10 protein-coding genes and 4 pseudogenes are annotated in these 12148 nt (G+C 47.6%); all 14 read left to right on the top strand.

Annotated features, from left to right (window positions below):
* The first annotated feature begins 130 nt into the window (after positions 1-130).
* The 14 genes and pseudogenes from D908_RS12375 to D908_RS22935 all read left to right on the top strand — a co-directional run bounded on the left by D908_RS12375 (position 131) and on the right by D908_RS22935 (position 12126).
* Complete coding sequence (locus D908_RS12375) at positions 131-400, top strand: STAS domain-containing protein (protein WP_005523755.1); 270 nt, start codon at positions 131-133, stop codon at positions 398-400.
* A gap of 10 nt (positions 401-410) precedes the next feature.
* Entirely contained in the window at positions 411-770 is a 360-nt protein-coding gene (locus D908_RS12380; RefSeq protein WP_005523753.1) for a response regulator, read from the top strand.
* Between the two features lie 49 nt (positions 771-819).
* Positions 820-1207: pseudogene (locus D908_RS23185) on the top strand (Hpt domain-containing protein); the annotation flags it as partial.
* Positions 1208-1290: 83 nt separating this feature from the next.
* Positions 1291-2976 (top strand): annotated as a pseudogene (locus D908_RS12385) (chemotaxis protein CheA); the annotation flags it as partial.
* Positions 2977-2985: 9 nt separating this feature from the next.
* Positions 2986-3513, top strand: coding sequence for a chemotaxis protein CheW (locus D908_RS12390; RefSeq protein ID WP_001083246.1), 528 nt, complete (start codon positions 2986-2988; stop codon positions 3511-3513).
* A complete protein-coding gene (locus tag D908_RS12395) occupies positions 3510-3974 on the top strand; it encodes a chemotaxis protein CheW (RefSeq protein WP_000615984.1) in 465 nt (154 codons plus the stop codon). The genes D908_RS12390 and D908_RS12395 overlap by 4 nt, the downstream gene beginning before the upstream one ends.
* 10 nt (positions 3975-3984) lie before the next feature.
* Positions 3985-6024, top strand: coding sequence for a methyl-accepting chemotaxis protein (locus D908_RS12400; RefSeq protein WP_000896400.1), 2040 nt, complete (start codon positions 3985-3987; stop codon positions 6022-6024).
* A gap of 14 nt (positions 6025-6038) precedes the next feature.
* Positions 6039-6868 (top strand): annotated as a pseudogene (locus D908_RS0119145) (CheR family methyltransferase).
* The gene (cheD, locus tag D908_RS12405; protein WP_001284061.1) at positions 6855-7508 is read left to right on the top strand and encodes a chemoreceptor glutamine deamidase CheD; all 654 of its coding nucleotides are present in this window, start codon (positions 6855-6857) and stop codon (positions 7506-7508) included. Before D908_RS0119145 ends, cheD begins: the two are co-directional and overlap by 14 nt.
* Positions 7505-8551, top strand: a complete 1047-nt coding sequence (locus tag D908_RS12410; RefSeq protein WP_005523749.1) for a protein-glutamate methylesterase/protein-glutamine glutaminase — start codon at positions 7505-7507, stop codon at positions 8549-8551. Before cheD ends, D908_RS12410 begins: the two co-directional genes overlap by 4 nt.
* An 18-nt stretch (positions 8552-8569) precedes the next feature.
* A pseudogene (locus tag D908_RS0119140) lies at positions 8570-9732 on the top strand (methyl-accepting chemotaxis protein).
* 10 nt (positions 9733-9742) lie between these two features.
* Positions 9743-10042: an STAS domain-containing protein gene (locus D908_RS12415; RefSeq protein WP_000152376.1), complete on the top strand. Its 300-nt coding sequence runs from the start codon at positions 9743-9745 to the stop codon at positions 10040-10042.
* Between the two features lie 32 nt (positions 10043-10074).
* On the top strand, positions 10075-11757 hold the full coding sequence (locus D908_RS12420; protein WP_005523747.1) for an ATP-binding SpoIIE family protein phosphatase: 1683 nt from the start codon (positions 10075-10077) through the stop codon (positions 11755-11757).
* Between the two features lie 237 nt (positions 11758-11994).
* A complete protein-coding gene (locus D908_RS22935) occupies positions 11995-12126 on the top strand; it encodes a hypothetical protein (RefSeq protein WP_005523746.1) in 132 nt (43 codons plus the stop codon).
* The last annotated feature ends 22 nt before the right edge of the window (positions 12127-12148 follow it).

Raw genomic sequence — 12148 nt, 5'->3', positions numbered from 1 at the left:
TCCAAGCCGAATACCTCTTTGGTACGAGATATTTTAGTTGAGTTTGATAATTGGCTAATCCCTCCTAAACTCAAATCGTGAAGTACGAAAATGGTTGATTATTCATCTCATCTTAAAGATCGGATTTTTCATGTTGATATTGAATGAAGCATTGGACATTGCGCATGTGCAGGAGTGTAAAGAGCTCTTTTTGCCTTGGATTGCCAAAGGTGAGCCAATTCTGATTGATGGTTCGGCGGTGGTGCGAGTCGACGCTGCGGGAGTTCAGTTGCTTGCTTCTTTATTTATGACTGCACAACACAATGGGCTTGAGATCCATTTAGAAAAATTATCTGACGTATTAGAGGAAGGGCTTGTTCTATTGGGGATGACACACCTGATGCAAGCTGAAAGTGAATGAGGGAAACGTTATGGCTAGAGTTTTGGCAGTGGATGATTCAATTTCGATTCGACAAATGGTCTCTCACACCCTTCAGGATGCGGGCTATGAAGTGGAAACCGCAACAGATGGGCGTGATGCATTAACCAAGGCGCAAAAATCGCGCTTTGATGTGATTATTTCAGACGTCAACATGCCTGTGATGAGTGGTTTTGAATTTGTGAAAGCCGTTCGTATGCAAAGCCAGTACAAGTTCACTCCCATTTTGATGCTAACGACAGAGACTAGCCCTGAAAAAAAACAAGAAGGTAAAGCGGTAGGGGCAACCGGATGGTTAGTAAAGCCTTTTAACCCAGAGACATTATTAAAAACTTTGCAGCGCGTTTTATAAAAAGCTGAGCTCTAAAAATAATCAAAACAATTCAGTCGGCGGGTGAGTTATGGCTTTAGATATGGAGCAACTCCGTAAGATTTTTCATGTTGAATGCAGGGAAAATCTTGAGACATTGGAAAGGGAATTACTGCAACTGGATCCTTCTGAGATGGATCTTGAAGTGCTGAATACTATCTTTCGTGCTGCTCACTCCATCAAAGGGGGAGCGGGCACTTTTAATTTGCACGAAATCAGCGAATTTACCCACGCCGTTGAAACTTACCTCGACCTGATCCGTACCCAGAAAAAACAGCTGACCACTCCAGGCATTGATACTCTACTTAAAAGCTGTGATGTGATCCGTGACATGCTTGATAGCCGTGAACAGCAGACGGAGATTGATGAAGCTTTAAAAGAGCAAGTCAGTGCTGAGTTACAAGTTCTGTTAGCGGAAACTTCTACCGTCTCAGCAGAATTAGAACCAGATCAACCCCATTCCGCTGCTGCGACGGACACCGCTGATTCCATGGCCACAGAAGGCTGGCAAGTTCATTTTGTTCCTCATCAAACTCTGTTCTATAGCGGCAATGACCCGTTACGGATTTTGCGTGAGCTACGTGAATTGGGTGCGCAATGCCAAATTGAGATGCACCATCAGGCCTTGCCTGAACTGGCGGAGCTGGATCCCGAACTGTGTTATTTGAGCTGGACGATTCGTTTAACGGGTGATGTATCCGAAAATGAGGTTCGTGAACTGTTCGAATGGGTTGAGGATGAGTGCGACTTAACCTTACAGCCTTTGCATTCCTCAGAGCAAGAGCTTGCCGATACCGAAGCCAGTGAACGTGCTGAAACACCGGAAACCGAACTCGCCTCCGCTAGAACTGAACCCGAAGAGCCACCTCATCCCGTGGTGGCGTGTGAGCCTTCCTCACCTGAAAAAGCTCCACTGGTTGAAGTCGCTTCCTCTCCAAGCAAAACCGAGGCTGCGAATAAACCTGCCAAAATGGAATCGAGTGTTTCTTCGATCCGCGTCGATATTGAGAAAGTGGATAACCTGATCAACCTTGTCGGTGAGTTAGTGATTACGCAATCCATGCTGACTGAGCTGGGTAATGACTTCTCGATGGACAAGCTGGATAAGTTAAAAGCGGGTTTGGCGCAACTGCTGCAAAACAGCAAAGACTTGCAGGAAAACGTGCTGAATATTCGCATGTTGCCGATGAGTTTTGCTTTCAGCCGCTTTCCACGTTTAGTGCGCGATTTGTGTGGTCGCTTAGGCAAGAAAGTCGATTTACAAATCCAAGGTGAGCAGACCGAGCTGGATAAAACGGTGCTGGAACGTATTGTCGACCCACTTGTGCATCTGGTGCGAAATGGCATCGATCACGGGGTTGAAATGCCAGAAGTTCGGCTTGCCAAAGGCAAACCAGAAACCGGGGTGATTACCCTGAAAGCCTTCCATCAAGGCGGCTCCATCATCGTAGAAATCAGTGATGATGGCGCTGGTATTGATTGTGACAAATTGTGGCGCAAAGCCGTAGAAAAAGGTGTGCTGGAGCCGCAGACCCAGCGCAGCGATCTGACTGACAAACAAATCATCAATTTGATTTTCGCGCCCGGTTTTTCCACCGCAGAGCAAGTTTCGGATATCTCAGGCCGTGGCGTCGGCATGGATGTGGTGAGACGCAATATTGAAGAGCTTGGTGGCCAAATCGAAGTGGAATCAGAACTTGGTCGCGGTAGTCGCTTTACCATCAGTCTTCCGCTGACATTGGCCATTTTGGATGGTCAGTTAGTGAAAGTTGCCGATCAGGTTTATGTCATCCCGCTGCTGACTATCGTGGAATCCATTCAAATCAACATCGGTAGTGTGAAACACGCCGCCGGTGGGATTGAACTCTATCGTCTGCGTGAAGAAAACATCCCGATTCTGCGTTTGCAAGATGAACTCGCCATGGGGCGCAGTGGCAGCTTGGAAAAACGCCTGCTCTGCTTTGTGGAATCTGCAGGGCATCGTGTTGGGTTGTTGGTGGATGATTTGCTCGATCAGCAACAAGTGGTGATCAAAAGCCTTGAATCCAATTACGCCAAAGTCGCTGGCATTTCTGGTGCCACCATTCTAGGCGATGGCTCTGTCTCGTTGATCCTCGATATTCCCGGCTTGATTACGCACTTTATGAAGCGGACGGCCACTTCCACCAACAAAGGCAAAGCGGCGTAAGGAGCAGGTATGAATTCAGCGGATCTCAATACATCGCCAGCCTCGCAGCCCATGCCAGTTCTTTCGATGGATATGGGGTTAACTGGTGGCGCGGATTTTTTGAGCTTCATTCTCGGTATGGAACTTTACGGAGTGGCGCTCTCCCATGTTGAAGAAATTCGAGTGTGGGAGAAGCCCACACCAATCCCAAGATCGCCTGATTTTGTCAAAGGGGTGATTAACTTACGCGGCATGATTGTCCCCATCATAGATTTGCGCCAGCGCTTTGGTTTAGACCAATACGATTACTTACCGACAACCGTGGTGCTGATTCTGAGAGCTTACCAACAAGAGCAAAAACGCCTCATGGGTTTAGTGGTGGACTCCGTAAGCGATGTTCTTGGGCAAGGGGATGCCTCCCTGCACCCCGCGGTAGGTGAGAGTGTTGTCGTGCCTTTCTTAAGCGGAATTTTGAATGTTGGGGACGAAGTGATGTCCCTGCTTGATGGTGATGCGTTGCTGGATATGGACAGAATCCTCAGTGAGGGACAGGCATGATACAGCGAGAGTTTCTGAGCTTCGTTTTAGATGATGAAGAGTATGGCATCCCAATACTGGAAGTGCGTGAAGTGAGAGGTTGGAACCCGGTACGCGTTCTGCCTAACGCACCACCTTTTGTGCTGGGGTTGCTGGATATTCGGGGGGAATACATTCCGATCGTCGATCTCAAGCGACGTTTGGGATTGGTACCTGTGGAGATCAATGCCACTACCGTGGTGGTGGTGATCAATGCTGCTAACCAGCAGCCGTTAGGCCTGATTGTGGATGCCGTGGCAGAAGTCTATGCGTTGTCTGAGCAAGAGATTAAGCCCGCACCCAGTATTTCAACAGTGATTGGCAATCAATACGTGAAAGGGATTGCGGCAATCAAAAACCGACACTTAGTTTTAATTGATATTGATGCGCTGTTTGATGTTGAGGCGCTGCGCTTAAGCACCATTGCTGAAAGCACACAATGAGGGAAGACACATGGCATTTTGGAATCGTAAGCAACAGGTTGTGCCTCAGTTTGTTGAGCCAGCCAAAGAGAGTGCAACCAGTGAGTTTGAGGAAACAGAGACAAGTGGTGGGATATCCAACTACCAGCTTTTGTCCGCACTCAATGCGGCGCAAACAGCCTTGATGATGATCGACCGTGATTTTCGAATCACCTATTTCAATCATCAAACACTCAAGTTGCTCAAAGTGCATGAAACTCTGTTTCGCAGCGTATGGCCTGATTTTCGAGCCGAAGCCAATTTTTTACAGGGCTACTGTATCGATAATTTCCATATCAATCCTCGCCACCAGCGGAGTATGCTCGCCGATCCCAAAAATCTTCCCTACACCACGGTGATCAACATCAAAGGGGTCAAAATTGAGCTCAATGTTGGAGCGATCATCGACGATCGTGGTTCCTATATCGGTAACACCCTTGAATGGCGTGATGTGACAGAAGAAATCGTACGTGAGCAGCAAATTGGTCGCCTGGCTTCTGCCGTGGAAGGGATGACCACTAACCTGATGATGGCCGATAAAGACGGGATTATTCAGTATCTTAATCCGGCACTGTTACAGCTTTTGACCCATCGCGAACCGGAATTGGCTCAAGCCTTTCCTGGATTTAAAGCCTCCGATCTGGTGGGCAAAAATATCGATATTTTCCATAAAAACCCAGCGCATCAGCGCTCTATTATCAATAACCCCGATCGCTTGCCTTTTAGCTCGATGATCAAAGTGGGTTCTTTGGAATTTAACCTCACTTGTATCGCCATGCGGAACGCCAAAGGTGAATACATTGGCCCTGCGCTGCAATGGGTGGACATTACCGAGCAGCGTGACGGGCAGCGCCAAGTGGAAACCTTGATCCAAAAGGCCATCAAGGGCGATTTGCATGACAGAATCAACACGAGCGTTTACTCCGGCTTCATGCGTGAACTCGGTGACGGCATCAATAACTTGCTCAACACTTTAGTCGAACCTTTAGGACAATGTATTACCGTGATGAGCCGAGTCGCAGAAGGCGATCTCAATACCAGTATGTCTGAAGAGTACCAAGGCGAATTTGGTCGGCTAGCGAGCGCAGTCAATGCGTCCATCGTGAACCTGCGCAACATGGTCGACAAAATTACCGTTTCTTCTGCTCGCGTTGCTACGGCTTCCACCGAAATTGCGGATGGCAACAACGATTTGAGCCAACGCGTGGAAGCTCAAGCTTCTAACCTAGAAGAAACCGCTGCGAGTATGGAAGAGATCACCGCAACGGTACGCCAAAACGCTGATAACGCGAAGGATGCCAATGTTCTTGCTACCGATGCCGCGAAAAAAGCGACGCGCGGTGGGGAAGTGGTCGGTGAAGCCATCAGTGCGATGGGGGCCATTAACACGGCGAGTAAGAAAATTGCCGACATTATTAGCGTGATTGACGAAATTGCCTTCCAAACCAATCTATTAGCGCTCAATGCCGCAGTTGAAGCGGCGCGTGCCGGAGAACAAGGCCGTGGGTTTGCTGTGGTAGCGGGCGAGGTGCGCAATCTGGCGCAACGAAGCGCCGGAGCGGCCAAAGAGATCAAAGGGTTGATCAACGACAGCGTCGACAAGGTGAATGAAGGTTCACGCTTAGTGAACGAATCAGGATCCACATTGAAAGAGATCGTTGAAGCGGTGGCGAGAGTGTCAGATTTGATCGCGCAGATTGCCGCTTCCAGCGTTGAACAATCGACCGGTATTGATGAGATCAACCGTGCGATTGCCGCGATGGATGAAATGACCCAACAAAATGCTTCTTTGGTTGAGGAAACTTCTGCGGCGAGTCAGTCACTGAAAGATGAAGGGAAAGAGTTGCTTAATCTGATGAACTTTTTTGTGACAGAAAACAACGTCACCACATTTGAGCGAAAAACACGTCAACCCACATCGCCTCCCAAAGCGAAGCCTGCCGTCAGTATGCATAAAGCACCGGTTCATCAAGCCGTGCACAAAATGCCACCTCGGGCTGCGGAAGAGGGTGATGAGTGGGAAGAGTTCTAATGCAGGGATAAGGTATGTTGGCGGTCAATGAGCAAGAATTTGAACTCACCGATAAGGATTTCAAATTCATTCAATGGTTTATGCATAAGACGGTCGGGATCTATCTGCCGGACTCAAAGCGTGCCATGGTGTATGGCCGCCTGAGTCGGCAGATGCGCCGCAGGGGGCTGCGTCGCTTTAAAGAATTCCGGGATCTTATTGAAAGTGATGAGCAGGAACGCATTCACTTCATTAATACCTTGACCACCAATAAAACAGAGTTTTTCCGTGAGAGTCACCACTTTGATTTCATTGAAAAAGTACTGGTTGAAGAGTGGCGTAAAGAGCGCGTTGGCCAGTTACGGTTTTGGTCAGCCGGATGCTCGACGGGTGAGGAGCCTTATACCCTCGTTTCAGTACTCGAAAATGCGGGTGTCATGGGCTTTTGCCTGATGTGAAGATTTGGGCGACGGATCTGGATACGGCAGTGCTAGAAAAAGCGCGTTCGGGGATATATCCGATCGAATTGCAAAACTCTATTCCGGCTCCTTACCTGCGCCGCTGCTTTGTTCGTGGCGTGAAAGGGCAGCAGGGCAAGATGAAAATTAAACAGGAGCTGCAGCGTTACATTGATTTTCGTCAGTTAAACCTGATCCAAGACTGGCCATTTAAACAACCGCTGGATCTGATCTTCTGCCGTAACGTGATGATTTATTTTGACCGGCCAACCCAAGAACAGCTGATTGAACGCTTTCATCAGCAACTTAAGCCGGGTGGGATTTTAATGTTGGGACATTCGGAAAGCGTGGGGCGTTGCCTCTCTCTTTTCCATCATCTGGGGCACACCATTTATGTCAGACAGTAAACTCGCCACCAAACGTAAACTGAAGCAGGAAGAGGCAAATGGTCATTACCATCGCTTCAATCATCCTAGCGATCTGCGGCATTGGGTAAAAGTGATGCCTGGCGGTGTTTATGCTACTGCCGATCACGAAATCATACACACTGGATTAGGATCCTGCGTTTCAGTCTGTGCTTGGGATGTTCAGATCGGGGTCGGGGGAATGAATCATTTTCTGCTGCCTTTTCACAGCCAGTTTGAGAGTCATCATTGGCACCCTCAAGCCTTACTGTCGGATACCTCTCGTTATGGATGCTATGCCATGGAGTTGCTGATTAATCGTTTATTGTCCATGGGTGCAGAACGGGAAAGGTTGAGTTTTAAGTTGTTTGGTGGCGCTCATTTGATGGGCTACCAATCTCAGGTTGGAGAGAAGAATGTCGAGTTTGTTCTTGAGTATGCCCACCGTGAAAACTTGCATGTGGTTGCTCAAGACTTAGGGGGTTCTTTGCCGAGAAAAGTGCTGTTTGATCCGCAAACTGGTCAAGCGTGGATTAAACGGATTGGGTTTAGCTCTGCACATGCCATTAAGCATGATGAAGAAGAGTATCAGCACACTATCGACAAACAGATCACTTCCGATGATGTGGAGCTGTTTCAATGAAAAAAATCAAAGTGTTGATTGTTGATGACTCCCCTGTATTTCGAGCACTGCTCACTCAGCTCATTGATAGCGATCCTGAGTTGATCGTGATTGCCAGTGCGGAAGATCCTTATCAAGCTCGCGAGTTGATCAAACTCCACAAACCCGACGTGCTGACCTTGGATGTGGAAATGCCCAAAATGAATGGCGTGCAGTTTTTGAAAAACCTGATGCGTCTGCACCCTCTGCCTGTCGTGATGATTTCAACCTTAACTCAACACGGTGCAGAGGCAACCTTGGCGGCACTGGAGTTGGGGGCCGTGGATTATTTCCCCAAACCATCATCGGATAACCCGGCAGAGATGCTCAGTTACAAAGCCTTGGTTAACGAAAAAATTAAGGTGGCGGCACAAGCTAACGTAGGCGCGCAGAGTGCTGCACCTTCACACCATATTTCAGGTCAGGTGGCTAGCGATTATCAGTTGATTGCAATTGGTTCATCGACGGGGGGCACAGAGGCAGTAAAACAGGTGTTGTCTGCATTACCTGCGGGTTTACCACCGATTGTGATGACTCAACACATCAGTGCTCTGTTTACCCCTTCTTTAGCCAAAAGACTCAATGACAGCAGTGCTGTGCATGTTCAAGAAGTCACACAGCAGATCACGCCATTGGAGATGGGGTGTGCCTATCTCGCCCCCGGCGATCAACATATCGTGATCGTGAAACGTTCCGGAAAATTATATGCAGAGCTTGACGATAGACCTGCGGTGAATCGGCACAAGCCGTCTGTCGATGTCATGTTTGATTCCATCGCCCAAAGTGTTGGTAATAAAGCCTTGGGAATTTTGCTGACTGGGATGGGGCAAGATGGTGCGAAAGGCATGCTGGCCATGCATCAACAAGGTGCAGTGACGGCAGCACAGGATGAGCGATCAAGCGTAGTGTGGGGTATGCCGCGAGTTGCGATTGAGTTAGGGGCAGCAAGTGCCGTAAAACCTTTAGGCTTAATGGCTCCATGGATCGTTGAGCAATTACAAAAAAGACCCAAATCACTTCAGTAGGGCGTCGCGAGGTTCAGGATGATAACCAGAAAAAATAAAATTACGCTGATACTAATAGGGCAAATCCTCCTACTGTGGGGGCTTTTTCAGTTTGGAGTTGTTTGGTGGCTGATCTTGATTGCGGCACTGAGTGCGGCTTTGCCTTGGTGGATGAGCTTTGAATCTCAACCCGCCAGTGCTATTGGGAATGCTACTCAACAAGCTACCGACACCCCTTTGTCTGCGGATCAAAAACAGGCATTAAGTCAGCTTGAACAGATTTTAAAAGACAATATTCAGCGCATTTCGGATCCCTTGGAAAGGCAGCGCCAAATTGTTCTCACATCCGCCGAAACCATCAATCACAGCTTCTTTGGTCTGCAAAGTGTCAGTGAAGAACAATCGGCAGTATCGACCCAGTTGGTGGATAACTTAATGGCCAACCAAGGCAGTGAATTTGACTTAATGGAAGTGCTGCCCAAAACCGAAGCGATCATTCAGCAATTCGTACAAATTCTGGTGGATGTTTCGGAGAAGAGTATTTCGGCCGTGCATAGCATTCACGATATGTCACAGAAACTGGATGTGGTTTTCAAACTGCTGAGACAAGTGCGTGGTCTTTCAGAGCAAACGAACTTGCTCGCCCTCAATGCGGCAATTGAAGCCGCGCGAGCGGGAGAGGCAGGACGCGGTTTTGCCGTGGTGGCACAAGAAGTCCGTGATCTATCGATTAAGGCGGACAGCCTAAACAGCCAAATTGAAAAAGAAATGATGGTGGCTCAAGACACGGTTTCCATCGCCAATCGCACCGTGGGCGAGATGGCTCATTCGATATGACCAAGGCAATAGAATCAAAAGAAAAAGTGGATTACATGCTGCGTGGTGTTCAGCAGCTTAATACCGAAATAGAACAAGAAGTGAATAAACTTCAGCAGTTGGGGCAAAAACTTACGCTACAAGTTCGTGATGGCACACGGGCATTACAGTTCACCGATATTGTTTCTCAGCAAGGGGAGTATGCATTGGGTTCTCTCTCCTTTTTACAAGAAGCAACGAGTTTGCTTAAAGCCGTTCATTCTAGCTCACGAAATATCCATCAAATCACGGAAAGCATTGCTGCTTTACAGGAACGCTCTCGTAATCGTAGTGCGTTAGCAGCCAATCAACATTGCATAGATGAAGGCGAAGTCGAGCTATTCTAGGGAGAACGAGATGACAATCCATACCAATATCGATAGCCATAATAAACACATCACCGTTTCGATCGAAGGCGCTTTTTGCTTCAACCTTGTGCATGATTTTCGTGCGAGTTATGCAAAACGCCATGATCATCGTTTCACGATTGATCTGCGTAAAGTCGACTATATTGATAGCGCAGGGCTTGGCATGCTGCTCAATATGCAGAAATACCTAGAACAGGGTGACGGCATGATCCGAATCGTCAATATCTTGCCTCAAGTGAGGAAAATTCTGTTGATATCGCGCTTTGATAAAAAATTCGATATCGAGTGACAGAGAGCCATAGGAGCTGTTTTGTGAGAGTAATGATTGTTGATGATCATGCTACGAATCGTGAATTGTGTCGCTTCATCTTGGCGCACATCGCATCACATATTGATACTTATGAAAATGGGCAGCAAGCACTGGACGCGATGCGTGATATGGAAGCCCTCCCTGATGTGATTCTGCTCGATGTAATGATGCCGATTAAAGATGGATTTACGACCGCGAAGGAGATCCGTCACGGGTTTGTAAAGCACCATATCCCGATTATTTTCCTTACCGTATTGGATGATCGCGATTCATTTGAAAAATGTCTGGCACTGGGCGACGACTTTATCCTCAAACCCGTTGAACGCAGTGTGCTGATTGCCAAAGTTCAGGCGCATTATCGCATTGTGAAAATGCACAATGAGGTGATGGAACAGCGTGATGAACTGCGTCATTTTCGTGAACAAGTTCAGTATGACTACGCCATTTCAGAATCGATTTTTACCAACCTGATGGAGGAGATGTGTCACCAAGTCGAGCACATCTTCGGTATTCACTACATTTCGACCCCTTCGACCATTTTCAATGGTGATTTGATCGTGGTGGCTAACCGACCCCATGGCGGTGTGTATGTGATGATCGCGGATGCTACCGGCCACGGGCTACCTGCGGCGATTTCGACTATTCCGGCGACACGCACTTTCTTCTCAACCGCGCAAAAAGGCTTATCGCTTGGGGAAATGGTGATTGAGCTTAATCACTCGTTGGAACGCTTCTTACCCATGGGCATGATGCTTGCCGCTAGTGTGTTTGAAGTGCGCGCAAACGGCTTTGAAATCTCTTGGTGGGGAGGTGGATTGCCTGAAGCGTATTTGATCGATCATGAAGGAAAAATTGTCAGCCGTCTGATGTCAAATCACATGCCGCTGGGCGTATTGCCTTCTAATGAGTTTGAAGCGGATGTGCAGCACTTCAAATTAGAGCCGAACCAAAAATTGGTTTGTTACACGGACGGGATCATCGAAGCGATGAATGAGAAGGGTGAACATTTTGGTCAAGGCCGCCTTGAACAAGTGCTCACACAAGCCTACTCGGAAGCCTTAATCCCCACGCTTTATGATGCCGTTAAAAAGTTCTCCAACCGAGGCAAAGGGGATGATCTGTCCATTTTGACCATGACTTTCCCTATCACCAACAGTAATCAGAGTGATAAAGCCTTACCTAAAGTGGTGCAGAGTTGTATCCCGCTGCAAACCGAATTGCATTTCCCGGCAGATGTTTTACGCAAAATCACATTGATGAATGAAGTACGTCGTTTCCTGACGGGGATTGTGAGCGGCGGAGAACACCTCGACCTGCTCTGTTCTGTGCTCTCCGAGCTATTTGCTAATGCGATTGAACATGGCTTATTGGAACTGGATTCGTCACTGAAAGATACACCAGATGGCTTTTTTGAATTCTATCAATTAAGAGATAGACGCTTAAAAACCTTACCTGACTATCACTGGTTGATCCTCAAAGTAAATTACCAACCTGAAAAGCAGCGTATAGAGATAGATTTAGAGCACAGTGGCAAAGGGTTTGATTGCAGCATAGTGAACGAAGTGCCCAATGAAAGAACCTATGGTCGAGGCATTCTGTTAGCAAAACAGTTGTGCGAATCACTGGAATACTCAAATCAAGGCCGCCGCGTTACGGCAGTCTATTCTTTTGTTCACAAAGACATCCTGTTGTAAGCACGTAAGCGGTTTGCTTGCTGTTTACAGTGTAAACCTCCATTTATGCTGCTTAAGTTTAAGTGTCATGCCATGTGGCCTGAAACATGCCTAGCCTTAACTTTGATTTTCAAAAACCTTTTTCCCTTATTCACAGAGTGACATAAGCCTGAATTTGCGGGCTATGAAGTTCAGCAATTCGCATTCTTCTTATACACTGAATTCATGGATATTCTGTACCGTAAAAGATAAAGCGTTATGTGGAAAGAGATTCTTGAACTCACGCCAGATAGACAGCAAGTGATCGCTAAATTAGGTGCTCAAGCCGCAGTGAAAGAACTTAATCGCAGCGAGCTGCCTATGGTGTTGGCACAAATGGGGGGCGGGTAAACTGTTCGTACTGGATGAGAAG

It is taken from the genome of Vibrio mimicus CAIM 602 (assembly GCF_000338875.1).
GTDB classification, from domain to species: domain Bacteria; phylum Pseudomonadota; class Gammaproteobacteria; order Enterobacterales; family Vibrionaceae; genus Vibrio; species Vibrio mimicus.
Note: the sequence above shows the minus strand (reverse complement) of the source record. Positions and strands in the feature narration are given on the sequence as shown.

Excerpts from the sequence above, each read along its gene's own strand:
- D908_RS12420 (WP_005523747.1), top strand. The coding sequence starts at position 10,075 with ATGATTGTTGATGATCATGCTACGAATCGTGAATTGTGTCGCTTCATC.
- D908_RS12395 (WP_000615984.1), top strand. The coding sequence starts at position 3,510 with ATGATACAGCGAGAGTTTCTGAGCTTCGTTTTAGATGATGAAGAGTAT.
- D908_RS12400 (WP_000896400.1), top strand. The coding sequence starts at position 3,985 with ATGGCATTTTGGAATCGTAAGCAACAGGTTGTGCCTCAGTTTGTTGAG.
- D908_RS12375 (WP_005523755.1), top strand. The coding sequence starts at position 131 with ATGTTGATATTGAATGAAGCATTGGACATTGCGCATGTGCAGGAGTGT.
- D908_RS12390 (WP_001083246.1), top strand. The coding sequence starts at position 2,986 with ATGAATTCAGCGGATCTCAATACATCGCCAGCCTCGCAGCCCATGCCA.
- cheD (WP_001284061.1), top strand. The coding sequence starts at position 6,855 with ATGTCAGACAGTAAACTCGCCACCAAACGTAAACTGAAGCAGGAAGAG.
- D908_RS12415 (WP_000152376.1), top strand. The coding sequence starts at position 9,743 with ATGACAATCCATACCAATATCGATAGCCATAATAAACACATCACCGTT.
- D908_RS12380 (WP_005523753.1), top strand. The coding sequence starts at position 411 with ATGGCTAGAGTTTTGGCAGTGGATGATTCAATTTCGATTCGACAAATG.
- D908_RS22935 (WP_005523746.1), top strand. The coding sequence starts at position 11,995 with ATGTGGAAAGAGATTCTTGAACTCACGCCAGATAGACAGCAAGTGATC.
- D908_RS12410 (WP_005523749.1), top strand. The coding sequence starts at position 7,505 with ATGAAAAAAATCAAAGTGTTGATTGTTGATGACTCCCCTGTATTTCGA.